Below are 25,363 nucleotides of genomic sequence, written 5' to 3' on the forward strand. Positions count from 1 at the left end.
GCACCCCGGCGAAACCAGGGCGTAAGGTAGGTGCCACGACGCGGGGTGGAGCAGCTCGGTAGCTCGCTGGGCTCATAACCCAGAGGTCGCAGGTTCAAATCCTGTCCCCGCTACAGAGGTGGGAGGGGTGTGTTCGCGGAAAGCGCGAACCGCCCCTCCTTCGCATTTGTCCTGGGGGTCGAACCCCCAGACCCCCGCCAGGGGGGCTTCGCCGCCCCTGGACCCCCCTGCGCGTGGTTGCGTTGGTGCAGCCCATGGACCCCCTGCGGGTGGTTGCGTTGGTGAGGGCGGGCCGCACGCTGAAGCGCAACCGGCACCCCACCCAGACCCTCCCCGCAACCCCGATACGAAGCCAGAACACGGCCGGTAGTGCCGGGTCAAGGCACGCTTTCCCGCCTTGACGCGGTGCTACCGGCCGTAGTCACAATCCGGCTTCGGGGTGGTGGGTTCCCGTCGCGTCCTCAGACGAGCCAGCCCTTGGTCGAGCCTGTTGTTGATGCTACGTAGCCGTCTGGGCGGACCAGGATCTTCGTCAGGTCTGGCCAGGGGAGTTCTGGGACTTCGGCTACTACTACCTCTGCGTGTGGGGGTGGGGTTGGCTCTTTTGTCAGTAGGACGAACTTTCCTTTGTGGAATACGTCGCTTGCGTGGCCGTCTCCCAGTGCGAAGTCCGGTAAGCGCGATCCCTGCGCAGGGTGCGCTCCTGCGGGAGCCGAGTACTTGATGTTCAGGCCGGAGATCATTCCTGATAAGTGGTGCTGGACTTCTGGAAGCGCTGTCAGGTCGCGGAAGAGGGCTCGTAGGGCCAGCTGGTCCGGGGTTAGGGGGACCAGGGCGTTTTGGGCCGCTATGTTGTCCAGGACCTGCTTTGCCACTTCGCGGCGCTCTGACTCGTAGGTGTCCAGGAGGGCTGGCGGGGCTTGGTTTCTCAGTTCTGCTGCCAGTTTCCAGCCCAGGTTCATTGCGTCCTGGATGCCCAGGTTCAGGCCCTGGCCTCCGGCCGGGAAGTGGATGTGGGCCGCATCGCCCGCCAAGAAGACTCGGTCTACTCGGTACTTGGCTGCCAGGCGGCTGTCGTCCGAGAAACGGGATGCCCAGCGGATCTTTGCGATCTTCGCTTCCGGGCCGAAGCGCTCTTCGACCGCTGCGCGGACTTCCTCCTCCGTGACCTCTGCCCTGAGGTTTTGGGGGCGGTGCAGGCGGTCGCCGAAGCTCACTCGGTACAGGTTCGGCTCTCCCAGGGGGATCACGCCCACGAACTTGCCCGGGCTCTGGGACGTCACCATGTTGCCCATCGAGCGCCACTCCGTGGGTGCGCCTTGTGGGGGTGAATCGAACAGCACGTCCGCTGATACGCCGTGGCCCCGGCCTTCGATTCCTTCGAACGGCAGGCGCAACGCCTTGCGCACCGCGCTGCGGCCTCCGTCGCAGCCCACCAGGTAGGCCGCTCTGATACGGACGTCGCCCGCTGTGATCGTGACTCCTGTGGGGTCCTGGGAGAAGCTCGTCAGCTCGTGGCCGTGTCTCACCCGGACACCTTGCTCCGCCAGCCGCTCCTCCAGTGCCGCCTCGACCTCCGCCTGCGGGATACCCAGCTGGTACGGGTGGCGGGTGTCCCAGCCCGTGTAGCTCACCGGGATCACCGCGAAGTGTCCGTCCGCGACAGTCGCGAACGAGCGGTCCTCCGCCCGGCCCAGCAGACCTCGCAGATCCAGGATTTCCGCCGTGCGTGGCTGCAGGTTCAGCGCCTTCGACAACCCCGTCCGCTCGTGCATCCGCTCGAGCACCTGAACGTCCACTCCGGCCAGTGCCAGCTCGTTCGCCAGCATCAGCCCCGTCGGCCCCGCCCCGGCGACGACCACCTCCGCGGTCAGCTCGTCCATCCCCAGCTCCTTAACAACGTTAAATTGACCTGTCCCGAGGATGCCCTTAACATCGTTAAATTGTCAATCCCGGAACCCTGAGGAGATCGGCAGAAATGGCGCTGACCAGGCAGAACATCGCGCGATCCGGGCTGAAGCTGCTCAACGAAGTCGGGCTGAACGGCCTTACGCTCCGGCTGATCGCCGCCGACCTCGGCGTCAAGGCGCCGGCGCTCTACTGGCACGTGAAGAACAAGCAGGAGCTGCTCGACCAGATGGCGACGCAGATGTACCGCGATTCCGCGGCGCAGCGGGCGGCGCCGGAGTCGCTGGGGGAGTGGGAAGCCGTCGCGCACGGCGCCCGCGCGCTGCGCAGCATGATGCTGGCCTACCGCGACGGCGGGAAGGTCTTCTCCGGGACCTATCTCGCCGACCTGAGCCTGATCGGCGAGCACCCGCTGCGCCGGAGCATCGAGTCCGGGCTGGACGAGCGGCGCGCGAGCCGCGCGACGTTCACCGTCTACTGTTTCGTCATCGGTTACGTGATCGAGGAGCAGGCTGTCCGTCCGATGCCGGGCGAGTTCGACGAGCGGTACCGCGAGACGGCGGGCGAAGCGGTGCTGGGTGACGCCGAAGCGCGGTTCGACGACGGGCTGTCGATGGTCCTCAGTGGAGCCCGCAGCTGGCTCGAAACGCCTGGTCAGCCGGGTTGGGGACCCCCGGTGTAAACCCCGTGGAAGCACCGTGTAATCTTTCTCAAGTACCACAACGGCGCGGGGTGGAGCAGCTCGGTAGCTCGCTGGGCTCATAACCCAGAGGTCGCAGGTTCAAATCCTGTCCCCGCTACCACGGCAGAGGCCGAGTTCGCATAATATGCGAACTCGGCCTCTTTCGCATTGCAATGGGGGTCGAACTCCCAAACCCCCGCCAAGTGCCCTTCATCCCTTGGTATCCCCCGTGCCGGTCGCCATTTTCTACGAATCCCGTGATTCGGCCGTTGTTTGCGTGTGGTTGCGGTGCGTGTTCGGTGTGCGCCAAGCCGGGGAAAGCCGCCTGCCGAACTCACCTGCCTGGAGGTTGCCGTGGCGGTGAGGGTGCGGCTTTTCGGACCAAAGCGTGGCCCTGGTGGTTGCACAGCGTGTCCGGGTCCACAGTGGACCCGGTCGCATTGGGCCGAACGAGGGGATCTCACTAGCCACAATGGACAGATACGCTGACCACTGTGGACACAGCGGCCGATAAGTGGGAATGTAGAGGACGTGTCCGAATTGAATGCAACAGCCGCCGCCCTGCTCGGTCTGCTCCACGACGGTCCCGCCACCGGCGGGCAGCTCGTCGCGGGGGCGGGTGAGCGTTTCGGCGCCTTCTTCAGCGTCACCCGCAGCCAGGTGTACCGGGAGCTCCCGGCGCTGTCCAAGGAAGGCCTCGTCCGGCTCGGCAAGCAGGGCCCGCGCTCCAGCCAGCAGTACCTGATCACCGCCGCCGGCAAGAAGGCCTTCAAGGCCTGGCTGACGTCCGAGGCCGGCCCCGACCACCTGCGCAGCCCGCTCATCCTGCGGCTCGTGCACGCGGGGTCGCTGACTGCCAAGCAGCGCCAGTCGCTGCTGGAGTCGGCCCGGACCAGCTACAGCCAGCAGCTCGACGACGCGAGGGCGGCCACCAAGGCGGCCGATGGGCCGTACGAGAAGGCCGTCGCCGAGTTCGCCCAGGCGCAGGCCAAGGCCGCGCTGAAGCTGCTCGACGCCATCCCCGCGGCCTGAGGTTCGCGCGCCCACGACCGGTCCTCGCAACCGGTCGTGGGTTTTGCCGTAACCTTGACAAACGTGAGTGATGAGTTCGACGCGGCACTGAGGGACCTGACCGGCAAGCTGACGCAGATCGAGTCGGTGATGGACCTGGATGCGCTGCGTGCCCAGGTGGCCGACCTGGAACAGCAGGCTTCGAGCCCGAACCTCTGGGACGACCCGGAGGCGGCCCAGAAGGTCACCAGCCAGCTGTCCCACCGGCAGAGCGAGCTGCGCCGGATCAGCGAGCTGCGTCAGCGGCTCGACGACCTGGGCGTGCTCTACGAGCTCGCCGAGGCCGAGGGTGACTCCGGCAGCATGGCCGAGGCCGAGGCCGAGCTCGCCGACCTCGGCAAGGACATCGACGGCCTCGAGGTCCGCACCCTGCTCTCGGGCGAGTACGACAACCGCAACGCCGTCGTCACCATCCGCTCCGAGGCCGGTGGCGTCGACGCGGCCGACTTCGCCGAGATGCTGCTCCGCATGTACCTGCGCTGGGCGGAGCGCCACGGCTACCCGACCGACGTCTACGACATCTCCTACGCCGAAGAGGCGGGCATCAAGTCGGCGACGTTCAAGGTGACCGCCCCCTACGTCTACGGAACCCTCTCGGTCGAGCAGGGCACCCACCGGCTCGTCCGGATCTCGCCGTTCGACAACCAGAGCCGCCGCCAGACGTCGTTCGCGCACGTCGAGGTGCTGCCCGAGGTCGAAGAGGTCGACCACGTCGACATCGCGGAGAAGGACATCCGGGTCGATGTCTACCGCTCGTCGGGCCCCGGTGGCCAGAGCGTCAACACGACCGACTCCGCGGTGCGCATCACCCACCTGCCGACCGGCATCGTCGTTTCCTGCCAGAACGAGAAGTCGCAGCTGCAGAACAAGGCCGCCGCCCTGAAGGTCCTCCAGGCCCGGCTGATGCTGCGGAAGAAGGAAGAGGAGCGTGCCGAGATGGACGCGCTCAAGGACAGCGGCTCCAGCTGGGGCAACCAGATGCGCTCCTACGTGCTGCACCCGTACCAGATGGTCAAGGACTTGCGGACCGACTTCGAGGTCGGCAACCCGTCGGCGGTGCTCGACGGCGAAATCGACGGTTTCCTCGACGCCGGCATCCGCTGGCGTATCCAAACCGGCTGATCGGTGCAGTGGGTGTTTGTGCGACCGCTCACCGTGCGCAAACACCCGCTGCTCCACCCGGGTGCACCGGGCAACCGGGGCTTCACGAGCCCGGTGGGTAGTATGCCGAATCGTGATCCGGCTCGAAGAGGTTTCCAAGGTCTACAAGACCTCGACGCGGCCCGCGCTCGAGCGGGTGTCCGTCAACATCGACAAGGGTGAGTTCGTCTTCCTCATCGGTCCCTCGGGATCGGGGAAGTCGACCTTCCTCCGGCTCCTGCTGCGCGAAGAGACGCCGAGCAAGGGCCGCGTGGTGGTGTCCAACTTCGACGTCGCCAAGCTGGCCCGCCGCCGGGTCCCCCGCCTGCGGCAGACCATCGGCTGCGTGTTCCAGGACTTCCGCCTGCTGGCGAACAAGACCGTCGCGGAGAACGTCGCGTTCGCGCTCGAGGTCATCGGCAAGCCCGCGCCGACCATCAAGAAGGTCGTCCCCGAGGTGCTGGAGCTCGTCGGCCTCGACGGCAAGGCCGACCGGCTGCCCAACGAGCTCTCCGGCGGTGAGCAGCAGCGCGTCGCCATCGCGCGCGCGTTCGTGAACCGCCCGCTGGTGCTGCTCGCCGACGAACCGACGGGGAACCTGGACCCCGACACCAGCCAGGACATCATGCTGCTGCTGGAGCGGATCAACCGCACCGGCACGACCGTCCTGATGGCGACCCACGACCACTCCATCGTGGACTCCATGCGGCGCCGAGTCGTCGAGCTGCAGCTCGGCCGGGTGATCCGCGACGACGCCCGCGGCGTCTACGGCATCGGTCGCTGACCGCGTTCCCGTAGCGACGCAGCCCTTCAACGACCCCGACCCCAAGGACCTGCACCCGACATGCGCGCCAGTTTCGTCTTCAGTGAGGTAGTCACCGGCCTGCGCCGGAACGTCACGATGACCATCGCGATGATGCTGACCACGGCCGTGTCGCTCGCCATGCTCGGCGGCGGCCTCCTCGCCGTGCGGACGATCGACAAGATGAAGGCCAACTTCCTCGCCGACGTCGAGGTTTCGGTCTACCTCACCGACGACATCAGCGCGACCGACAAGAGCTGCACCCAGGCGCTGTGCCAGTCGCTGCGCTCGGACCTGCAGAGCAACAACGGCGTCGAGTCGGTCGTGTTCGAGAACCGCGACCAGGCCTTCGCCCGGTTCAAGAAGATCTTCGAGAGCCAGCCGGAGCTGATCGCGCTCACCGGTCCCGAGTCGCTGCCCGCGTCGCTGCACGTGAAGCTGAAGGACCCGGACCGCAGTGAATCGATCGTGCAGCAGTACGCGGGCAAGCCGGGCGTGCGGAAGGTCGACGACCAGAAGAAGTTCCTCGACCGCGTGTTCAACGCCTTCAACGGCGTCCGCAACATGGCCTTCGGCGCCGCGCTCATCATGGCCATCGCCGCGCTGCTGCTGATCGCCAACACGATCCAGGTCTCCGCGTTCACCCGCCGCACCGAGGTCGGCATCATGCGGCTGGTCGGCGCGACACGGTGGTACACGCAGCTGCCGTTCCTCCTGGAGGCGGTGGTCGCCGGCGCGGTCGGTGCGATCCTGGGGATCATCATGCTGGTCCTGACCAAGGTGAGCTTCCTCGACGCGGTGTTCACCGGTGACGTCTTCCCGAAGATCACCACGCTGGAACTGCTGTTCCCGGTCGCGCCGATCCTGCTCGGGGTGTCCGTGGTGATCTCCGCCATCACCGGGTACGTCACGCTGCGCCTGTACGTCCGGCACTAGGTTGCTGTGCCTATTCAAAACTGGCTGCTGGTAGTCCCCGAAATCACGTAGAGTGGTCGTATGCCCAAGGAACGTGGCCAGAAGGTGATCGTGTCGAACCGCAAGGCGCGACACGATTACTCCATCCTCGACACCTACGAGTGCGGTCTCGTGCTCGTCGGCACCGAGGTGAAGAGCCTGCGCGAGGGCAAGGCGTCACTGGCGGACGCGTTCGCGACGGTCGACGACGGCGAAGTGTGGCTGCGCAACGTGCACATCCCGGAGTACACGCAGGGCACGTGGACCAACCACATGCCGCGGCGCACCCGGAAGCTGCTGCTGCACCGGCGGGAGATCGAGAAGCTCATCGGCAAGACCAAGGAGAGCGGGCTCTCCCTGGTGCCGCTGTCGATGTACTTCAAGGACGGCAAGGTCAAGGTCGAGATCGCCCTGGCTCAGGGCAAGAAGGCCTACGACAAGCGGCAGACGCTGGCCAAGCGCGACGCGGACCGGGACATCAGGAAGGCCATGGGCCGCGCGCTGAAGGGCCGGTTCACGGAGTGACGCCCGGCCCGGCCTCCGACTCGGACGTCGCGCGCTGGACGGCGTCGCTGGGCCTGCCGGGCCTGGTCGACCTGCACGTCCACTTCCTGCCGAAGCCGGTGATGGACAAGGTCTGGGCCTACTTCGACCGCGCCTCGGCGCACTACGGCACGGCGTGGCCGGTGCACTACCGCACGTCCGAAGAGGACCGGCTGGAGACCCTGCGCTCGCTGGGCGTCCGGCGGTTCGCGCCGCTGGTCTACCCGCACAAGCCGGGGATGGCGGAGTGGCTGACTTCCTGGGCGCTCGAATTCGCGTCGCGGGTTCCGGATGCGGTGCCGACCGGGACGTTCTATCCGGAATCCGGTGCCGGGTCCGCTGTGGACGGTGCATTGCGTGCCGGTGCCCGGGTCTTCAAGGCGCACGTGCAGGTGGGCGCGTACGACCCGCGTGACGAGCTGCTGAAGCCGGTGTGGGGCGCGCTGGCCGACGCCGGCGTCCCCGTCGTCGTCCACTGTGGACACGGACCGTTGCGGGGTGACTTCACCGGGTTGCCGGTGTTCGAAGAGGTGCTTTCCCGGTACCCGAAGCTGACGGCGGTGCTCGCGCACGCGGCGATGCCCGAGTTCGGGACGGCGTTCGACCTGATGGCGAAGTACCCGCGGGTGCACCTGGACACCACGATGGTCGGGGTGCCGTTCGCCGAGGCCGTGTCGCCGCTGCCGCCGGACTGGACCGCGCGGCTGGCCGCGTTCGCCGACCGCGTGGTGCTCGGCACGGACTTCCCGAACATCCCGTACTCGTACGCGACGCAGCTGCAGGCGATCGCCGGCTGGGCGGCCGCCGACGATCGCCTGGGGGAGCCGTTCCTGCGGGCGGTCCTGCACGACACCCCGCTGCGCCTGCTCGACGCCTGACCTTCCTGGCAAAGCCGTGAATGGCACATTGAGGGACTTCAAGTCCCTCAATGTGCCATTCACGGACTTGGGTGGAGGGTCAGCGGACGCCCTGGGCGCGTTCGGAGACGGCCACGGCGCGGCCCAGGAAGCGGGTGCCCAGGACGGTCGCCGGGATCTGCTTGCCCGCCAGGAGGAACCCGGCCGTCGCGAGGACCACCCACGGCAGCGGGCCGTCCGAGAGCGGGGCGAACCCGTGGGCCGCCAGGCCGAGCAGGCCGCCGGAGATCATCAGCCCGGCCACCACCAGCTGCGGCACGCTCGCCGTCACTTCGCTCGCGTCGCGCCGCGTCTCGAACCGCGCGAACAGCCGCAGCAGGCCGAGCAGCACCAGCCCGCACACCGCGAACCACGCGGGCGCCATGACCAGCCAGAACACCGTGCCCGGCGCCGGGGTCTCGTAGCCGAGGCCGTACACCGTCACGCCCGCGACGACGACCAGCGCCGGCATGTGCCAGAGGTAGACGCTCATGAACCGCGCGCCGAGCCAGCCGAGGGCGTCGCCGACGCCGGGACGCGCCGCGAGCGCGTTGAGCTGCGGGCGGAAGGCGAGCAGCAGGCCGATCTGGCCGACGGCGAGGAAGGCCAGCAGCACGGTCGGCGGGCTCATGTTCGACACCGGCGCGCCCGGCATGCCGATCATGCTGGCGGGGTACGGCCCGAACGCGACCAGCAGCGCCGTGGTGCCGAAGCCGGCCGCCGACAGCGTCAGCGCGCCGCGGCGGGTCAGCGCGCCGAGGCGGCCTTCGACGTAGTGGAAGCCCAGCTGGTGCACCGCGACCCAGACGAACACGGCGTTGAGGTAGCCGACGTAACCGAAGTCGTTGAAGCGGGCGAAGTCGACGAGCACCCCCGCGACCGCCATGACGAGCGGCACCTTCAGGCCCCAGCGCCGGTGCGCGGTGACCATGACCGGGGTGAGCAGCACGACCAGGACGTACACCGCGAGGAACCACAGCAGCTGCGCGGCGATCGCGCTCGCGACCTGCACCGGCTGGGGCGGCACGCCCAGGCCGCGGAGGAAGTCCGGCATGACCAGCCAGACGGCCACCAGCGGCAGCACCGGCACCATCAGGCGCCGGATGCGGCCGGAGAGCCAGGTTCGCGTGGAGTCCGCGCGGCGGAACGAGATCAGGTTCGCCGCACCCCCGGCGAAGAAGACCAAGGGCATGACCTGCGACAACCAGGTCACGACCCACCAGCCGGGCGTCGCGAGGGCGTTGCCGGTCGCGAGGTGACCGTCGGAATAGGACAGCACCGGCATGATCCAGTGCTGGGCGATGACGGCGAGGATGGCCCCCGCCCGGACGACGTCGAGAAACCTGTCCCGGCCGCCGCTCGCGACCCCCTGGCTTGTCTGCATGCCGTTCAGCCTGGTCGTCTCGACCAGGGAAAACAGCGGTGCTGACCGGCGTCTTGGGGGTCCTGTCCACCCCCGGCGGACACGGGGGTTCTCCCTACCTCAGGCCGTCCGGCTCCGGTTCGTGCTGCGCCGCCGCGACGCGGTACTCCCAGCCGGTCTCGGTGAGGCCGAGCTCGTAGCGCGTCTCGATCTTCGGGCCGCCGTGCAGGTGGATGTGCCGGATGACGGTGCCGGGCACCGGTTCGGCGTCGCCGAGCTCCTGGACGCGGCCGTCGAGCGGTCCGCCGAAGAAGCGGACGCACCGAGATTCGTCGGACATCTGCTCTCCTCTCCGGCGGGTTCGCTCATGGTAAGTGAGCGATCAGGAGGGTGCCGCCCGCGGAACGGGTGACCCTTTGTCCACTCTACGGGTACTTCGGTCACTGAGAGTTCGCTCAGCGGCCGAGGTAGGTGAGGACCGCGCGGACGCGGCGGTGTTCCTCGGCGCTCGCTTCCAGGCCGAGCTTCGAGAAGATGTTGCCGATGTGCTTCTCGACCGCGCCGTGGGAGACCACCAGCGAGTTCGCGATCGCCGTGTTCGACAGGCCCTGCGCCATCAGGCCCAGCACTTCCGACTCGCGGGCCGTCAAGGCATCCAGGGGGTTGCGGCGGCCGCGGGCCATCAGCTGGGCGATGACGTCCGGGTCGATCGCCGTGCCGCCGCCCGCCACCCGGCGGACCGCGTCGAGGAAGTCCGCGACGTCGGCCACGCGTTCCTTCAGCAGGTAGCCGACCCCGCCGGCACCGCCCGAGAGCAGCTCCACCGCGTACGACTCCTCGACGTACTGCGAAAGCACCAGCACCGGCAGCCCCGGGATCTCCTTGCGCGCCGCCAGCGCCGCGCGCAGACCCTCGTCGGTGAACGTCGGAGGCATCCGGACGTCGACGATCGCCAGGTCAGGGCGATGTTCCAGCACCGCGCCGAGCAGGTCGTCCCCGTTGTCGACGGCCGCGGCCGTCTCGATGCCCTCGTCGGCGAGCAGGCGGGTCACCCCGGCCCGCAGCAGCACGGCGTCCTCGGCGATGACTACCCGCATCCGGCCCCCAAGCTCGTGGATGAACGGGGTCCAGCCTATTCACCACTGGCAGGGGAGGTCAGCCCGGATTACGGTCGGTCCGCCCACCGGGCTGACCACGGTGATCACGCCGTCGATCGTCGCCGCGCGGTCGGCCAGGCCGGCCAGCCCGCCGCCGGGCCGCACCTCGGCGCCGCCGTGGCCGTTGTCGGTGATCTCGACGACGACCTGGTCGTCGGTCCGCCACACCTTCACGATCGCTTCGGACGCTCCGGAGTGCTTCGCGATGTTCGTCAGCGTCTCGCCGACGATGAAGTACGCCGTCGTCTCCACCGCCGCCGGCGGCCGCGGGTCGACGTCCACCGAGACGTCCACCGGGATCGGCGACTTCGCCGCCTGCGCCGACAGGGCCGCGTCCAGCCCGCGGTCGCCGAGCACGGCCGGGTAGATCCCGCGCGCGAGGTCCCGCAGCTCCGACACCGCCAGCTTCGCGTCCGAATGCGCCTCGTCGATCAGCTCCCGCACCGCCTCCGGGTCCTGGTCGAACTTCGACTTCGCCCGCCCCAGGCTCATCGCGACCGCCACCAGCCGCTGCTGAGCGCCGTCGTGGAGGTCACGCTCGATGCGGCGTCGCTCCGCCTCCGCCGCGTCGACGCCCCGCGCCCGCGAAGCCTGCAGCCGGTCGGCCTTCTGCTCAAGCCGTTTCGTGCGGTTCGGACCCAGCAGCGCGAGGCCCAGTTCGCCGTGCAGCCAGCCCAGCCACGGCGTTACCCAGATCGCCATCGGCAGCAGCACGATCGACGCGATCGCGATCCCGAACTCCACGCACGCCAGCGGGAACGCCACCATCAGGTACGCCAGGTCCCGCCACGTCGTCGTGTCGCTCAACCGCACCAGCCACCGCCGCAGCAGCGGCAGGCCGTCGTACGGACGCCGCTCCACCGGCGGCAACGGAACCCGCAGCATCACGCCCAGCCACGCGCGCTCCCGGTCACCCGACCAGCGGACGAAACTCGTCGTCGCCAGCAGGATCGGGAACCCGACCCACACCACCGCCGTCGAGACCCCCACGGCGATCCCCACGACGATCAGCACGAACTGCAGGAGCCGGAAGACGAAGCTCGCGATCATGTACGCGATCGTGCGAGCCGGGTGCGGCCGCGGATGCTCCAGCCGCTGTGCCTCGCTCATCCCGCCACCAGGTTCTGCTCTTCGACGTCTTCCCACCAGCGCTCCATCCGGCGGCGCTGCGCCACGGTCGGCCCCAGCAGCGCGTTCGCCACCCGGGCGTGCATCCCCGCCAGCGCCTTCGTCAGCGCCACCGACAACGCGATGAACAACACCCCCAGCGCCGCCCACGGTAGCGCTTCCACCGCCGAGTCCACGGTCAGCCACCGCAGGTCGTCCGACGGGAAGTAGTACGCGCCGCCCGGCAGCCACCGGTAGGAGATCGGCAGCGTCGCCAGCGCCAAGCTCGTCGCCCAGAACGTCGTGACCAGCACGAACTCGACAATGCCCAGCGGGAAGAGGAGGAAGAAGTAGGCCAGGTCCCGCCACGTCGAGGGGTCCTTCAGCCGCGCCTTCCACCGCCGGCTCTGCTTGCCCGCAGGCAGCGGCAGATAAGGCAGATCGACATACCGGTCCAGCAGCGCGTAGACCCGCGCGCGCTCCATCCTCGCGGCCCCCCGCACCGCGAGGACGACGAGCGCGAGCAGGCCCACGCCCACCCACACCACCGCGGTCCCCAGCCCGGTCGCCGTGAACGACGTCAGCAACGCGAACGCCGACACCCCCAGCGGCAGGTTCATCAGCAAGAACACCAGCGAACCGCCGAACGGCGGATCCCGCCTCTCACTCACCACGACCGGACTCCCTTCATCCCACGATGGTCCAAGGATCGCCGTTCGCCGGGGCAGCCGACATGGTGCGCGCGGGCATCCTCCCGGTAGGGCTGGCCCTACCCGCCGGGACTAACCCGGTAGCGGGGGGCGTTATGATGGACAGGTTGTGATCCCACCAAGGGGGTGAACGGTTTCGACTTTGGACGTTGATTCAGGAGAAGCGTGCCGGTGCAGGCGAGAGACCACCGTAAGCGTCATCGCAACCAAATAAGCGCCGACTCCAGTCAGCGCGAGTTCGCCCTCGCCGCCTGAGCGAGTGCGACTCTGTCGGCCCGGGTTCGCCTCCGGCCCGGGTACCGGCATCAGCTAGGAGGCTCAGCGACTGTCCCGGCCACGGGGAACAGTCGTGAAGCAAACAGTGGCTGGGCTCGTCACCTCAGCTTGTTCGCGTGATTGAGGGAGCCGAGTAGAGACGTAGCGGACTGCGCACGGAGAAGTCCTGTTGATACGCCAGAGGACCCGGGTTCAATTCCCGGCACCTCCACTTCGAGAAGGCCCACGCCCCTTCGGGGCTGGGCCTTCTCTTCGTTCTCGGGTGTTCTTCCGGGGGTCGAACCCCCAGACCCCCGCCAGGCGGGCTTCGCCCCCTCGACCCCCTCCCGGGGCCTCGCCCCGGACCCCCAGGGTTCCGGCAAAGTCACGCCGGGTTCGCGGGTCGGCTCGCCGGAGGTCCTGAATGACTCATTCAAGACCTCCGAAGACCTGAATGAGTCATTGAGGACACCACGGCGGCGGCTGCCACGCACGCCGGCGACCGGACAGGCTCAGGCCCGTCCAGCCGGCTCAGGCCGCGCACAGCGCCGCCCAGGCGGACCGGTCCGCGTAGCCCAGGTCAGGGCCGTCCTCCTTTTGGTTGTTGGTTTTGGGATGTGGTGGCTGGCCGCGGTTGAGTTGCTACCTAGGGTTGGTGCTGGGGGTCACTTGTGAGTGAAATTCTTGTTAGTGTCATGCTGGAGTTCCGACCATGGCTCCGCACCGGTGGAGTCGGAAGTAGGTGCCAGATGACCTGGGCCCGGCAGCATGGCAGCTCCACCGCCAATGACGAAGACAGCCGTATGGGGGTTATCCGGGCTGAGGAGGCCGAGCGGCTTGCCGAACAGAACGATCGGGCTCTTCTCACCGTTGCCGGACACTCCTCCGATGTCCGGGACTGCGCTGAGCTGCTTGCCATGCTCGGGCTCGATGTCGGCCGGCGGCAGCGGCTCGTCTGAGCGTCAGACCAGGTCCCTTACGTGGACCACCTTCCCCGTCGCCGGGTAGCTCGCTGTTCCTGTCGATGTCGACAGGCCCGTGATCGAGCACTGTCCTGACGGGACCGTCAGCGGGCTCGGTCAGCCCGGGTGGCCGCCGATGCGGGTGGTCAGCTCGGCGGCCGTCGCCGCGACCTCCGCCGCCAGCTCCGGCCACGTTTCTTCGCACGGCTCCGCCGCGCAGTGGTGGCGCAAGGTCACGCTGATCGCCGCCAGCGGGCGGGCGCCGTGGTCGAACACCGGGCAGGCCACCGACGCGAAGCCGTCCGTGACGTGGCCGTCTTCGACCGACCAGCCGAGACGGCGCTCCGCGGTGAGCGTGCGGCGCAGCTCGGCCAGGGTGCCGGGACCACGGCCGGTGCGGAGCACGAACGCCGACGCCGACGGGAACAGTGCCCGGACGTGCGGCGGTGGCAGGTGCCGCAGGATCGCGCGGCCGGACGCCGTCAGCTGCGCCGGCAGGCGGACGCCGACCTCGGTCACCAGCGTCTCCGGGCGCGCCGGACGTTCTTTGATCAGGTACAGCGACTCGTTGCCGTGCAGGACGCCCAGGTGCGCGGTGTGCCCGGCCCGGTCGACGAGCTTGCGGAGCAACGGGCCGGCCAGCCGCTCGAGCGGGTCGTGCCGCAGGTACGCCGAGCCCAGCTCGAACGCCGCGATGCCCAGGCCGTAGCGGCGTTCCGCGGGCAGGTGCACGACGAAACCGGCGGCCTCCAGCTCGTTGAGCAGGTGATACGTGGTCGACCGGGGGAGACCCGCCTCCCGGGCGATCGCCGCCGCCGTCACCGGCCCGGGCCGGGTCGCCAGCAGGCTCAGCACGGCCAGCCCGCGGCGCAGCGCCGGAACCTCACTGCTCTCGCCCACACGCACCTCCGCCCCCTGCTTGGGGCCAGCGTAGCCAAGTCTGGGATACCAGACAGAACCACTCGTTCAGGCGGCCCACCAGCGGGAAGGACGATGTCCAATGGGCCCATGCCGGAAAAAGTGCTCCTGGGCCCGGAGCCCCTGACCGCCGCCCAGGTCGTCGACGTCGTCCGCGGCCACGCGCCCGTCGGGCTCAGCGACGCGGCCGAGAAGAACCTCGCCGCGACGCGTCAGCACATCGAGGACCTCGCCCACGCCGTCACGCCCACCTATGGCGTCTCGACCGGCTTCGGCGCGCTCGCCACCCGTCACATCCCGGTCGAGAGCCGGACCGCGCTGCAGCGCAGCCTGATCCGGTCGCACGCCGCCGGCGCCGGGCCCGCCGTCGAGGCCGAGGTCGTCCGTGCGCTCATGCTGCTGCGGTTGCGGACGCTCGCCAGCGGCTACACCGGCGTCCGGCCGGGCACCGCGCAAACGCTTGCGGCCCTGCTCAACGCCGACATCACCCCGGTCGTCCACGAGTACGGCTCGCTCGGCTGCTCCGGTGACCTCGCGCCACTGGCCGCCGTCGCGCTCGCGCTCATGGGCGAAGGCGAAGTCGTCCACAACGGCGTGACCAAACCCGCGGGAGAAGCGCTGAAGCAGGCCGGCATCGAGCCGGTCGTCCTCGCCGAGAAGGAGGGCCTCGCGCTCACCAACGGCACCGACGGCATGCTCGGCATGCTCCTGCTCGCCGCCGTCGACCTGCACCGGCTCTTCGACATCGCCGACCTCACCGCCGCGATGAGCGTCGAAGCCCTGCTCGGCACCGACCGCGCGTTCGCCGCCGATCTCCAGGCGCTGCGCCCGCACCCCGGGCAGGCGAAGTCCGCCGCCCGGATGTGGCAGGCGCTGCAGGGCTCGAAGATCGTCGAGAGCCACCGCGGCCCGGACTGCAACCGCGTCCAGGACGCCTACTCGTTGCGGTGCACCCCGCAGGTCCACGGCGCCGCGCGCGACAGCCTCTCCCACGCCGAACTCGTCGGCGAGCGCGAGCTCATGTCCGCTGTGGACAATCCGGTCGTCCTCGCCGACGGCCGCGTCGAGTCCAACGGCAACTTCCACGGCGCGCCCGTCGGGTATGTGCTGGACTTCCTGGCCATCCCGGTCGCCGACGTCGCCAGCATCGCCGAGCGGCGCACCGACCGGATGCTCGACAAGGCGCGTTCGCACGGCCTGCCGCCGTTCCTCGCACACGACCCCGGCGTCGACTCCGGTCACATGATCGCCCAGTACACGCAGGCCGCCGTGGTCAGCGAGCTCAAGCGGCTCGCCGTGCCCGCGTCCGTCGACTCGATCCCGAGCAGCGCCATGCAGGAGGACCACGTCTCCATGGGCTGGTCGGCCGCGCGGAAGCTGCGCAAGGCCGTCGACGGCCTGACCACCGTGCTGGCCATCGAGTTGCTGACGGCGGCTCGCGCGCTGGACTTCCGCGCGCCGCTCGAACCGTCGCCGGTCACCGGCGCGGTGCGCGACCTGCTCCGCACGAAGGTCGACGGCCCCGGCCCCGACCGTCACCTGGCGCCCGAGATCGCGGCCGCCGAAGAACTCGTCCGCTCCGGCGCCGTCCTCGACGCCGCCCGTCTGGAGGTCTGATGTCCCGCGTAGTCCGTGCCGCCCGTGGCACCCAGCTCACCGCCAAGTCGTGGCAGACCGAAGCCGCGCTGCGGATGTTCCACAACAACCTCGACCCCGAGGTCGCCGAACGGCCCGAGGACCTCGTCGTCTACGGCGGCACCGGCAAGGCCGCCCGCAACTGGGCCAGCTTCGACGCGATCACGCGCGAACTGACCACTTTGGACATCGACGAGACGCTGCTCGTCCAGTCAGGCAAGCCCGTCGGCGTGTTCCGCACGCACGAGTGGGCGCCGCGCGTGCTCATCGCGAACTCGAACCTGGTCGGCGACTGGGCGACCTGGCCGGAGTTCCGTCGCCTCGAGCAGCAGGGCCTGACCATGTACGGCCAGATGACCGCGGGTTCGTGGATCTACATCGGCACCCAGGGCATCCTCCAGGGCACGTACGAGACGTTCGCCGCCGTCGCGAAGAAGAAGTTCGGCGGAAGCCTGAAAGGCACCCTCACCGTGACCGCCGGCCTCGGCGGCATGGGCGGCGCGCAGCCTCTCGCCGTGACCATGAACGACGGTGTGGCGCTGGTCATCGAGTGCGACCCGCAGCGCGCGCACCGCCGCGTCGAGACCCGCTACCTTGACGAGGTGGCCGACGACCTGGACGACGCCATCGCCCGCGTCACCAAGGCGAAGCAGGAGAAGCGGCCGCTGTCGGTCGGCGTCGTCGGCAATGCCGCCGAGGTGCTGCCGGAGCTGCTGCGCCGCGGCGTCGAGGTCGACATCGTCACCGACCAGACGTCGGCGCACGACCCGCTTTCGTACCTGCCCAAGGGCGTCAGCGTCGACGACTGGCACGACTACGCGGCCAAGAAGCCCGACGAGTTCACCGACCGCTCGCGCGAGTCGATGGCCGACCACGTCGAGGCCATGCTGGGCTTCCTGGATCGCGGCGCCGAGGTTTTCGACTACGGCAACTCCCTGCGCGGCGAGGCGAAACTCGGCGGCTGTGAGCGCGCGTTCGACTTCCCGGGTTTCGTGCCCGCCTACATCCGGCCGCTGTTCTGCGAGGGCAACGGCCCGTTCCGCTGGGCCGCGCTCTCCGGTGACCCCGAGGACATCGCCGCGACCGACCGCGCGATGCTGGACCTGTTCCCGGAGAACGAATCCCTCGCCCGCTGGATCAAGCTGGCCGGCGAGCGCGTGGCGTTCCAGGGCCTGCCCGCCCGCATCTGCTGGCTCGGCTACGGCGAACGGCACCTGGCGGGGCTGCGGTTCAACGAGATGGTGGCCGGCGGCGAGCTGAAGGCCCCGGTCGTCATCGGCCGCGACCACCTCGACTCCGGCAGCGTCGCCTCGCCGTACCGCGAGACCGAGGGCATGGCCGACGGCTCCGACGCGATCGCCGACTGGCCGCTGCTCAACGCGCTGGTCAACACGTCCTCGGGCGCCAGCTGGGTGTCGATCCACCACGGTGGCGGCGTCGGCATGGGCCGGTCCATCCACGCGGGCCAGGTCAGCGTCGCCGACGGGACGCCGCTGGCCGCGCAGAAGCTGGAGCGGGTGCTCACCAACGACCCGGGCATGGGCGTCATCCGGCACGTCGATGCCGGTTACGAGCGCGCGGCCGACGTCGCCGACGAGCGCGGCGTGCGGGTGCCGATGCGGGAAGCCGAGTGAGCGCCTCGGGGCTGCTGGCGGAGATCGCCGACGTCGGGCGTGACCCGAAGCGCGGCGGTTACTCCCGCCACGCCTTCGACGCGCCCGAGCACGACCTGCGGGAGTGGTTCGTCGAGCGCGCGCTGGGGCTCGGGCTGGACGTCGAAACCGACCGCAACGGCAACATCTGGGCGTGGTGGGGGCCGCCGGGGCGCAACGCCGTGGTCACCGGCAGCCACCTCGACTCGGTGCCGGGTGGCGGCGCGTTCGACGGCCCGCTCGGGGTCGTGAGCGGGCTGGCCGCGGTCGAGACCTTGCAAGCCAAGGGGTTCCGGCCGCGCAGGCCGCTCGCCGTCGTGGTGTTCGCCGAGGAGGAGGGCGGCCGGTTCGGCGTCCCGTGCCTGGGTTCGCGGTTGCTCACCGGCACGATCGACGCCGACAAGGCGCGCAGCCTGCGGGACGCCGACGGCGTGACGTTCGCCGAGGCGGCCGCGAAGGCAGGCGTCGACCCGGCACGGATCGGCCCGGACGCCGAGCGGCTCGACCGGATCGGGCAGTTCCTCGAACTGCACGTCGAGCAGGGGCGCGGGCTGATCGACCTCGGTGCGCCGGTGGCGGTCGGCAGCACGGTGATCGCGCACGGACGGTGGCGGTTTTCGTTCGCGGGGCAGGGGAACCACGCCGGGGCGACGTTGCTCGCCGACCGCGCGGATCCGATGCTGCCCGCCGCGGCGACGGTCACGGCCGTCCGGCGGCTGGCCGCGAAGGTGCCGGACGCGCGGGCGACCGTCGGCCGGCTCGTGCCGACCCCCGGCGGGACCAACGTCATCGCGTCCACAGTGGACCTGTGGCTGGACGCGCGGGTACCCGGCGAAGGCACGCCGGGGCTGGTCGCCGAGATCAGCCGGGCGGCCTCGGAGGCGGCGAAGGAGGAGGGCTGCCGGGTCGAGGTGACGCGCGAGTCCTACTCCGGCGATGTCGTCTTCGACGGCACCCTCCGCCGCGAACTGGGCGGCTGGCTCGGTGGCCCGCCGGAGCTGCCGACCGGCGCCGGGCACGACGCGGCCATCCTCGCCGGGTTCGTCCCGGCCGGGATGCTCTACGTGCGCAACCCGACCGGAATCAGCCACTCGCCGGAGGAGTTCGCCGAGACCGAGGACGTCGAAGCCGGTGCTTCAGCGCTGGTGACGGCCCTGGAGCGGCTGGCGCGATGAGCTTCTGGTGCGAGCAGGCGTGGTTGCCCGGCGGGATCGCTTCGGGCGTGCGGATCGACGTCGCCGACGGCCGGATCACAGGCGTGACGCCAGGGTCGCCGCGGTCCGGCACTGTGCTCACCGGACTGACGCTGCCGGGCTTCGCGAACGGGCACTCGCACGCCTTCCACCGGGCACTGCGGGGGCGGACGCACCACGAGCGCGGCACGTTCTGGACGTGGCGCGAGCGAATGTACGCGCTGGCGTCCCGGCTCGATCCCGACACGTACTACCGGCTGGCCCGCGGGGTGTACGCGGAGATGGTGCTCGGCGGGTACACGAGCGTCGGGGAGTTCCACTACCTGCACCACGCGCCCGGCGGGAAGCCGTACGCCGACCCGAACGCGATGGGGGAGGCCCTGCGCCAGGCCGCGGCCGACGCCGGGATCCGGCTCACGCTGCTCGACACGTGCTACCTCGCGGGGGGCATCGGCGTCGAGCCGGACGAGGTCCAGCGGCGGTTCTCGGACGGCTCGGCCGATTCCTGGGCGGACCGGGTGGGGGCGCTGAAAGAAGGTGAGCTGTTCCGGGTCGGCGGGGCGATCCATTCGGTGCGCGCGGTGCCCGAGGACCAGCTGTCCGAAGTGGACAACGCGGTGCCGGGGCACCGGCCGCTGCACATCCACCTGTCCGAGCAGCGGGCGGAGAACGAGCAGTGCGAGGCGGCCACCGGGTTCACCCCGACCGGGCTGCTGTGGGACAACGGCGTGCTCGAGGAGCGGCTCACCGTGGTCCACGCGACCCACCTCACCGACCGGGACGTGCGGTGGCTCGGCGAGTTCCGGGTGGGGGCGTGCTTCTGCCCGACCACCGAACGCGACCTCGGCGACGGCATCGGCCCGGCCCGCGCCCTGCGGGACGCCGGGGTGCGGCTGAGCATCGGCAGTGACAGCAACGCCGTCGTCGACGCGTTCGAAGAGACCCGCGCGCTGGAGCTGGACGACCGGCTGGCCAGTGAGGAACGCGGCCGGTTCAGCGCGGAAGAACTTCTCGAAGCGGGCACGGACCACGCGGCGACCGGGTGGGACGAGGTCGGCCGGCTCGTCGAGGGGGCGGGCGCGGACCTCGTCACCGTGTCCCTGGATTCGGTGCGAACGGCCGGGATCGAGCCGTCCGGGATCCTGTTCGCGGCATCCGGCGCCGACGTCCGGCACGTCGTCGTCGCCGGCCGCGAGGTCGTGCGCGACGGCACGCACCTGCTCGTCGACCGACCGGAAACCGTTCTGGCGAAGGAGATCGAGGCACTGTGGCAATCCTGATCACGGGCATCGGCGAACTCACCACCAACGACCCGGCGCTGGGCCGGCTGACCGAGGCCGCCTTGGTCGTCGAGGACGGAAAGGTCGCCTGGGTGGGGGCCACCGCGCAGGCTCCGGCCGCCGACGAGCGCGTCGACGTCGACGGCCGCGCGGTGCTGCCCGGCTGGGTCGACAGCCACACCCACCTGGTCTTCGCCGGTGACCGCACCGCCGAGTTCGAAGCGCGGATGGCCGGAAAGCCCTACACGGCAGGCGGCATCGCGATCACCGTCGGCGCGACGCGGGAGGCGTCCGACGAGCAGCTGGCGGCGAACCTGCGCCGCCACGTCGGCGAAGCGGCCCGGCAGGGGACGACCTGCCTGGAGACCAAGACGGGCTACGGGCTCACGGTCGCGGACGAAGCCCGAAGCGCCCGGGTCGCCGGCGAGGTGGCCGACGAGGTGACGTTCCTCGGCGCGCACCTCGTCCCGCCCGGCGCCGATGCCGAGTCCTATGTGGACCTTGTCTGCGGCGAGATGCTCGACGCCGTAGCGGGAAGCGTGCGCTGGGCGGACGTGTTCTGCGAGACCGGCGCGTTCGACGAGGCCCAGTCGGCACGAGTCTTGAAGGCCGCCGCCGAGCGCGGGCTCGGCCTGCGCGTGCACGGCAACCAGCTCGGCGAAGGCCCCGGCGTCCGGCTGGCGGTGGAACTCGGCGCGGCGAGCGTCGACCACTGCACGTACCTTTCGGACTCGGACGTCGAGGCGCTGGCGGCTTCCGAGACGGTCGCGACTTTGCTGCCCGCGTGCGACCTGTCGACCCGCCAGCCCCTGGCCCCGGCCCGGCGGCTGCTCGACGCGGGCGCGACGGTGGCACTGGCCAGCAACGCCAACCCGGGCAGCTCGTACACGACGTCGATGGCGTTCTGCGTCGCGACGGCGGTGCTGCAGATGCGGATGACGATCGAGGAGGCCGTCTGGGCCGCGACGGCGGGCGGGGCGAAGGCGTTGCGCCGCGACGACGTCGGCGTGCTGCGGCCCGGCGCACGGGCGGACGTCCACGTGCTCGACGCGCCTTCGGTGACGCACCTGGCGTACCGGCCCGGGGTCCCGCTGACGCATTCGGTGTGGCGCGCCGGGGTCCGGGTCACCGCGGCAGAGTCGTGACGGGTGACAACGACGGTCTGCGGGTCGTCGTGACGATCCCGGCCAGCGCGACCAGGCCGCAGAGCCAGGCGAACCAGTCGCCGAAGCGGGCGTACGGGGTCTTTCCGGGGCCGATCGGGACGTCGGCGGCGATCACCGAGAACGGGCGGTCGCCGGTGTGGGTTTCGGCCAGCACGTGTCCCTGGGCGTCGGCCAGCATCGGGGTGCCGCGGGCGGCGCTCCACGCCACCGAGAAGCCGTTCTCGACGCCGCGGATCAGCGCCGTGCGGCTGTGCACCCAGCCGTCGGCGTCTTCGTCGGACGCCGGGATGAGGACCAGGCCTGTGCCGGCTTCGCCGTATCCACGGCTGGGGTCGGCGAAGTTGACGTCCATGCACACCATCAGCCCGATCCCGGCGAAGTGGGTGAGTTCGGTGCCGGACGTGATGTTCTTCGCGTCCCCGTTGTGCCACTTGCGGTATTCGACCGGTTCTCCGGTGGGCGGGACGGCGAGGGTGGCGTTGAACCGGCCCTCTCCGGTGGTGTCGACGACGCCGGTGACGACGTCCAGGTTCTTCGCGCGGGCGACCTGCGTGAAGGCCTCGACGAGCCGTGGGCGGCCGGCCTGGTCCACGCCAAAGGCGGCTTCCGGGAGCACCACGGCTTTCACGCCGTCCGGCAGGCGGCCGATCTGGTCCACATAGGACTGGACGAGCGCCTGGCCGTCCGGGGTGGCGACGTCGACCGCCCAGCGGCTCTGCGCGGGGGCGATCAGCGCAACCCGCGTCGAGGGGCCGTTGAGCGACGGGATGCTCGCGAAGGTGAGCGCACCCAGGACCGCGGCGACGGCGACCAGCCCGACCGTCCGGGACCGGGCGCGGACGCCGGGGGCCAGGGCGGCGGCCACGGCGGCCGGGACGAGCAGCACCAGGAACTCCACGCCCCAGCCGCCGGTGACCGCGGCGAGCCGCACGATCGACGGCCGGTCGGCCTGGGTGGTCATGAAGGTGCCCATGAGGCCGGTCGGGTTCAGCAGCGAAACGACGTAGAGCGCGGCGGTCCACAGCGCGGGCGCGGCGAGCGCGGCCAGGAAGCCGTGACCGCGGCGGACCAGCAGCCGGAAGAGCACGGCCGAGACCGCGAACAGCAGCGCGCTGCCGCCGAGGATCCCGAGCGCGGCGGGGCGGGGGATCGACAGCGAATGCCAGAAGTAGCTCCAGCTCCCGGAACTGCCCGCGAGGTAGGCGACGAACGCGCAGAGGAACGCGATCGCGCCGTTGACGCGCGGAACGAGCAGCAGGACCGGCAGCGGCGCCAGCCACGCGAGTTCGGGCAGCGGGTCCAAGCCCGTGCCGAAAAAGAACAACACCGCCGACGCCACCGTCGCGGCGACCGACCACCCCAGCTTGGTCATCATGGCTCCCTTCGCCCGGTTGCGAGCGTTTCAGGTGGGGCGGGTGGGGACACTGGGCTGAACCACCGGCTCGGGGGTGGGGTTTTCCTCACCCCGGTTCATCGAGAGTTCAGGAAGCCGTCACGCCGCTGGGATCGGACGGGCCGAAGTTGATCAGTAGCGTTGCTAATCAACAGCTACGGAAGAGAGCCGCCCATGGACTTCTCGCTGATCGTGCTGGTGGTGATCGTCGCCGCACTGGCCTTCGACTTCACCAACGGCTTCCACGACACCGCCAACGCGATGGCCACCTCGATCGCGACCGGAGCGCTCAAGCCGAGAGTCGCCGTCGCTGTGTCCGCCGTGCTGAACCTCGTCGGCGCGTTCCTCTCGGTCGAGGTCGCGAAGACGATCTCCGGCGGCATCGTCGACGACACCAAGGTGACACCGGTGATCATCTTCGCCGGGCTCGTCGGTGCCATCGTGTGGAACCTCGTGACCTGGCTGATCGGGTTGCCGTCGAGCTCGTCGCACGCCCTCTTCGGCGGGCTGATCGGCGCCACCTGGATCGCCTCGGGTTCGGACGCCGTCCACTTCGGGAAGGTCGTCGAGAAGGTGCTCATCCCGGCGCTCGCCTCGCCGATCGTCGCCGGGATCGTCGCGACGCTGGGGACTTTCCTCGTCTACCGGATCACCGCCCGGGCGAAGCAGGACACGGTGGGGCGGACCTTCAAGGCCGGCCAGATCGCCTCGGCGTCGCTGGTGTCGCTCGCGCACGGCACGAACGACGCGCAGAAGACCATGGGTGTCATCACGCTGACGCTGATCGCGTCCGGCTCGCTCGCGCCGAACTCGAGCCCGCCGGTCTGGGTGATCCTGACCGCGGGCACCGCGATCGCGCTCGGCACCTACCTGGGCGGCTGGCGGATCATCCAGACGATGGGCAAGAAGCTCACGGAAATCCAGACGCCGCAGGGCTTCGCGGCCGAAACCAGCGCCGCGGCGGTCATCCTGACCTCGGCGCACCTCGGGTTCGCGCTGTCCACCACGCACGTCTGCTCGGGCGGCATCATCGGCTCCGGCCTGGGCCGCAAGCTCGCCGAGGTCCGGTGGGGCGTCGCGGGCAAGATGGTGCTGGCCTGGGCGCTGACCCTGCCCGCCGCCGCGATCGTCGGCGCGCTCGCCGCCGAGATCTCGACGCTCGGGACCTGGGGCACCGTGCTGGTCGGCCTGGCCGGGGTCGTCGTCGCGCTCGGCATCTACCTCGCCTCGAAGCGGAACCCGGTCAACGCCGATTCCGTCAACGCGTCCGAATCCGCCGTGTCGCAGCCGGCCAACGCCTGAGGAGCGCCGTGCACATCAATTGGGGTTCCCTCGGGATCGTCTTCGCCGTCGCCCTGGCTTCGGTCGTCGTGCTGACGAGCCTGTTCTCCTTCGGGGTGGTCGGGCTCTCCCAGCGCGACACGGCCCGCGAGTCCGGTGCCTCCGGCACGGGCCCACTGGCCGGCGCGGTCGTCTGCTTCGCCGCCTGCGCGGCGATCGTCGGCTACGGGATCTACTTGATCGTCGCCTGAACGCGTTCCCGGAACTTCCCGGGCAGCCCGCCGAGCATCGGCTTCAGCGTCGCGCGGCGGGCTTCGCCCAGGTGGGCCAGGAGGTCGAGCGCCGGCGTCCAGAGGTCTTCGTCGGCGCTCGCGGCGGTGACCAGCCTGCCGAGCCGGTCGGCCGGCAGCAGGCCGACGACGTGGTCGACGCGGTGCTTGTCGTCGAGCACGAACGCGATCCGCAGCAGCGACGGGTCGTCGATCCGCTCCAGCGCCTGCCGGACGGTCGGGTCCGGCAGGTGCCCGACGAACCGGCCGAGTGTGATCCAGTCCTCCTTGCGGGCCAGTTCGGCCGCCACCGCGAGGACGGTGTCCAGCGGGATGCGGGTGATGATCGCGCTCGCGCGCCGCGGGTCGAGCTCCGCGGCGACCTCGGCGAGGAACCGCGGGTGGAGCCGCTTGGCGACCTCGACGCCGCGCGAGACGTCGACCAGGCCGGCGATCCGGGCGCACAGCAGCGGGCCGAACACTTTCTCGGCGATCTTGGCGAGCACTCCGACGGGCACGACCCGCGCGGCCAGCGCCATCCGCTGCAGCACGGCGGCGTTCGCGTCGAACAGCGTGTCGGTGACCTGCTCGCGGAACGCCTGCAGGTCGTCGGCGTCGACGCGGGCGAGGTACTCGAGCCGCGCCGGCTCGACGTCGAGGACGCGGGCCAGCTTGAGGATCTCCGCGCGGGCCGCGTAGTCCTCGGTCCGCTTTTCCGATGTCACAGGCCCACCGCCTTCCGGACCACTCCGCGCAGCGGCGCGGGTACGTATCGGAGGCCTTCTTCGCCCGCTTCGGCGAGCGCTTTCGCCTGCCGCCTGCGTGCGTCCCGCAGGGCGTTCGCGAGATCCTGCCGCTCGTGCTCTTCGAGGGCTTCGATGCCTTCGGGGAGGTAGCCGCCCAACTGATCGGCGAGTGTGCGCTCGGCCATGGTGGATCATCATGCAACACCCGGGCCGCTGCCGTGCGGATATGCGCATCGAGACGTCCGCCGTCCGTGTCGGCGTCCGGGATGGTGCTCAGCTT

25 protein-coding genes, 2 tRNA genes and 1 other RNA gene are annotated in these 25,363 nt (G+C 70.2%); 18 read left to right on the plus strand and 10 right to left on the minus strand.

Annotated features, from left to right (window positions below; genetic code table 11):
- The first annotated feature begins 39 nt into the window (after positions 1-39).
- Positions 40-113: transfer RNA gene (locus tag A3CE_RS0129660), tRNA-Met, on the plus strand.
- Between the two features lie 348 nt (positions 114-461).
- Here the strand turns inward: A3CE_RS0129660 and A3CE_RS0129665 are convergent.
- Entirely contained in the window at positions 462-1,883 is a 1,422-nt protein-coding gene (locus tag A3CE_RS0129665) for an FAD-dependent monooxygenase (protein ID WP_020643734.1), read from the minus strand.
- A 95-nt stretch (positions 1,884-1,978) separates the two neighbouring features.
- Between A3CE_RS0129665 and A3CE_RS0129670 the strand changes: the two genes are divergently transcribed.
- The 8 genes from A3CE_RS0129670 to A3CE_RS0129705 all read left to right on the plus strand — a co-directional run bounded on the left by A3CE_RS0129670 (position 1,979) and on the right by A3CE_RS0129705 (position 7,978).
- Positions 1,979-2,590, plus strand: a complete 612-nt coding sequence (locus A3CE_RS0129670; protein ID WP_020643735.1) for a TetR/AcrR family transcriptional regulator C-terminal domain-containing protein — start codon at positions 1,979-1,981, stop codon at positions 2,588-2,590.
- A gap of 44 nt (positions 2,591-2,634) precedes the next feature.
- Positions 2,635-2,711: transfer RNA gene (locus A3CE_RS0129675), tRNA-Met, on the plus strand.
- A 410-nt stretch (positions 2,712-3,121) separates the two neighbouring features.
- On the plus strand, positions 3,122-3,622 hold the full coding sequence (locus A3CE_RS0129680) for a PadR family transcriptional regulator (RefSeq protein ID WP_020643736.1): 501 nt from the start codon (positions 3,122-3,124) through the stop codon (positions 3,620-3,622).
- Positions 3,623-3,685: 63 nt separating this feature from the next.
- Complete coding sequence (gene prfB / locus A3CE_RS0129685) at positions 3,686-4,783, plus strand: peptide chain release factor 2 (protein WP_020643737.1); 1,098 nt, start codon at positions 3,686-3,688, stop codon at positions 4,781-4,783.
- A gap of 112 nt (positions 4,784-4,895) precedes the next feature.
- Entirely contained in the window at positions 4,896-5,585 is a 690-nt protein-coding gene (ftsE, locus tag A3CE_RS0129690) for a cell division ATP-binding protein FtsE (RefSeq protein WP_020643738.1), read from the plus strand.
- Positions 5,586-5,645: 60 nt separating this feature from the next.
- Positions 5,646-6,539: a permease-like cell division protein FtsX gene (ftsX, locus tag A3CE_RS0129695; RefSeq protein ID WP_020643739.1), complete on the plus strand. Its 894-nt coding sequence runs from the start codon at positions 5,646-5,648 to the stop codon at positions 6,537-6,539.
- Between the two features lie 60 nt (positions 6,540-6,599).
- On the plus strand, positions 6,600-7,082 hold the full coding sequence (gene smpB, locus A3CE_RS0129700) for an SsrA-binding protein SmpB (RefSeq protein ID WP_013223156.1): 483 nt from the start codon (positions 6,600-6,602) through the stop codon (positions 7,080-7,082).
- Positions 7,079-7,978 carry an amidohydrolase family protein gene (locus A3CE_RS0129705; RefSeq protein WP_020643740.1) on the plus strand — a complete coding sequence of 300 codons (900 nt, stop codon included), beginning with the start codon at positions 7,079-7,081 and terminating at the stop codon, positions 7,976-7,978. Before smpB ends, A3CE_RS0129705 begins: the two co-directional genes overlap by 4 nt.
- 79 nt (positions 7,979-8,057) lie before the next feature.
- On the opposite strand, the gene A3CE_RS0129710 is transcribed toward A3CE_RS0129705, so the two are convergent.
- The 5 genes from A3CE_RS0129710 to A3CE_RS0129730 all read right to left on the minus strand — a co-directional run bounded on the left by A3CE_RS0129710 (position 8,058) and on the right by A3CE_RS0129730 (position 12,297).
- Entirely contained in the window at positions 8,058-9,380 is a 1,323-nt protein-coding gene (locus tag A3CE_RS0129710; RefSeq protein ID WP_020643741.1) for an acyltransferase family protein, read from the minus strand.
- Between the two features lie 94 nt (positions 9,381-9,474).
- On the minus strand, positions 9,475-9,699 hold the full coding sequence (locus A3CE_RS0129715) for a hypothetical protein (protein WP_020643742.1): 225 nt from the start codon (positions 9,697-9,699) through the stop codon (positions 9,475-9,477).
- A 115-nt stretch (positions 9,700-9,814) separates the two neighbouring features.
- Positions 9,815-10,456 carry a response regulator transcription factor gene (locus tag A3CE_RS0129720; protein WP_020643743.1) on the minus strand — a complete coding sequence of 214 codons (642 nt, stop codon included), beginning with the start codon at positions 10,454-10,456 and terminating at the stop codon, positions 9,815-9,817.
- A gap of 39 nt (positions 10,457-10,495) precedes the next feature.
- Positions 10,496-11,626 (minus strand): sensor histidine kinase, encoded by a 1,131-nt coding sequence (locus A3CE_RS0129725; protein ID WP_020643744.1) that lies wholly within the window; start codon positions 11,624-11,626, stop codon positions 10,496-10,498.
- The gene (locus tag A3CE_RS0129730) at positions 11,623-12,297 is read right to left on the minus strand and encodes a sensor domain-containing protein (RefSeq protein WP_020643745.1); all 675 of its coding nucleotides are present in this window, start codon (positions 12,295-12,297) and stop codon (positions 11,623-11,625) included. The genes A3CE_RS0129725 and A3CE_RS0129730 overlap by 4 nt, the downstream gene beginning before the upstream one ends.
- Before the next feature lie 158 nt (positions 12,298-12,455).
- Between A3CE_RS0129730 and ssrA the strand changes: the two genes are divergently transcribed.
- Positions 12,456-12,823: a transfer-messenger RNA gene (gene ssrA / locus A3CE_RS54045) on the plus strand.
- A 514-nt stretch (positions 12,824-13,337) separates the two neighbouring features.
- A complete protein-coding gene (locus A3CE_RS0129735; protein ID WP_020643746.1) occupies positions 13,338-13,547 on the plus strand; it encodes a hypothetical protein in 210 nt (69 codons plus the stop codon).
- Between the two features lie 120 nt (positions 13,548-13,667).
- On the opposite strand, the gene A3CE_RS0129740 is transcribed toward A3CE_RS0129735, so the two are convergent.
- Entirely contained in the window at positions 13,668-14,450 is a 783-nt protein-coding gene (locus tag A3CE_RS0129740; RefSeq protein ID WP_020643747.1) for an IclR family transcriptional regulator, read from the minus strand.
- 108 nt (positions 14,451-14,558) lie between these two features.
- Between A3CE_RS0129740 and hutH the strand changes: the two genes are divergently transcribed.
- The 5 genes from hutH to hutI are packed head-to-tail and all read left to right on the plus strand — an operon-like array spanning position 14,559 to position 21,373.
- Positions 14,559-16,085 (plus strand): histidine ammonia-lyase, encoded by a 1,527-nt coding sequence (gene hutH / locus A3CE_RS0129745; protein WP_020643748.1) that lies wholly within the window; start codon positions 14,559-14,561, stop codon positions 16,083-16,085.
- Positions 16,085-17,737 carry a urocanate hydratase gene (gene hutU, locus A3CE_RS0129750; RefSeq protein WP_020643749.1) on the plus strand — a complete coding sequence of 551 codons (1,653 nt, stop codon included), beginning with the start codon at positions 16,085-16,087 and terminating at the stop codon, positions 17,735-17,737. Before hutH ends, hutU begins: the two co-directional genes overlap by 1 nt.
- Positions 17,734-18,930 (plus strand): allantoate amidohydrolase, encoded by a 1,197-nt coding sequence (locus A3CE_RS0129755; RefSeq protein WP_020643750.1) that lies wholly within the window; start codon positions 17,734-17,736, stop codon positions 18,928-18,930. The genes hutU and A3CE_RS0129755 overlap by 4 nt, the downstream gene beginning before the upstream one ends.
- Positions 18,927-20,228, plus strand: coding sequence for a formimidoylglutamate deiminase (locus tag A3CE_RS0129760; protein WP_020643751.1), 1,302 nt, complete (start codon positions 18,927-18,929; stop codon positions 20,226-20,228). The genes A3CE_RS0129755 and A3CE_RS0129760 overlap by 4 nt, the downstream gene beginning before the upstream one ends.
- On the plus strand, positions 20,216-21,373 hold the full coding sequence (gene hutI, locus A3CE_RS0129765) for an imidazolonepropionase (RefSeq protein WP_020643752.1): 1,158 nt from the start codon (positions 20,216-20,218) through the stop codon (positions 21,371-21,373). Before A3CE_RS0129760 ends, hutI begins: the two co-directional genes overlap by 13 nt.
- On the opposite strand, the gene A3CE_RS0129770 is transcribed toward hutI, so the two are convergent.
- On the minus strand, positions 21,354-22,766 hold the full coding sequence (locus A3CE_RS0129770) for a nitrilase-related carbon-nitrogen hydrolase (protein WP_020643753.1): 1,413 nt from the start codon (positions 22,764-22,766) through the stop codon (positions 21,354-21,356). The genes hutI and A3CE_RS0129770 overlap by 20 nt on opposite strands.
- A gap of 195 nt (positions 22,767-22,961) precedes the next feature.
- Here A3CE_RS0129770 and A3CE_RS0129775 point away from each other — a divergent pair, with 195 nt between their 5' ends.
- On the plus strand, positions 22,962-24,089 hold the full coding sequence (locus A3CE_RS0129775) for an inorganic phosphate transporter (protein WP_020643754.1): 1,128 nt from the start codon (positions 22,962-22,964) through the stop codon (positions 24,087-24,089).
- A gap of 8 nt (positions 24,090-24,097) precedes the next feature.
- The gene (locus A3CE_RS0129780) at positions 24,098-24,319 is read left to right on the plus strand and encodes a hypothetical protein (RefSeq protein WP_020643755.1); all 222 of its coding nucleotides are present in this window, start codon (positions 24,098-24,100) and stop codon (positions 24,317-24,319) included.
- On the opposite strand, the gene A3CE_RS0129785 is transcribed toward A3CE_RS0129780, so the two are convergent.
- Together A3CE_RS0129785 and A3CE_RS0129790 are read right to left on the minus strand one after the other, a co-directional pair.
- Positions 24,301-25,062: a hypothetical protein gene (locus tag A3CE_RS0129785; RefSeq protein ID WP_020643756.1), complete on the minus strand. Its 762-nt coding sequence runs from the start codon at positions 25,060-25,062 to the stop codon at positions 24,301-24,303. The genes A3CE_RS0129780 and A3CE_RS0129785 overlap by 19 nt on opposite strands.
- Positions 25,059-25,268 carry a hypothetical protein gene (locus A3CE_RS0129790; RefSeq protein ID WP_020643757.1) on the minus strand — a complete coding sequence of 70 codons (210 nt, stop codon included), beginning with the start codon at positions 25,266-25,268 and terminating at the stop codon, positions 25,059-25,061. The genes A3CE_RS0129785 and A3CE_RS0129790 overlap by 4 nt, the downstream gene beginning before the upstream one ends.
- Between the last annotated feature and the right edge of the window lie 95 nt (positions 25,269-25,363).

Origin of the sequence: Amycolatopsis balhimycina FH 1894, from assembly GCF_000384295.1 — a bacterium.
Classification (GTDB): domain Bacteria; phylum Actinomycetota; class Actinomycetes; order Mycobacteriales; family Pseudonocardiaceae; genus Amycolatopsis; species Amycolatopsis balhimycina.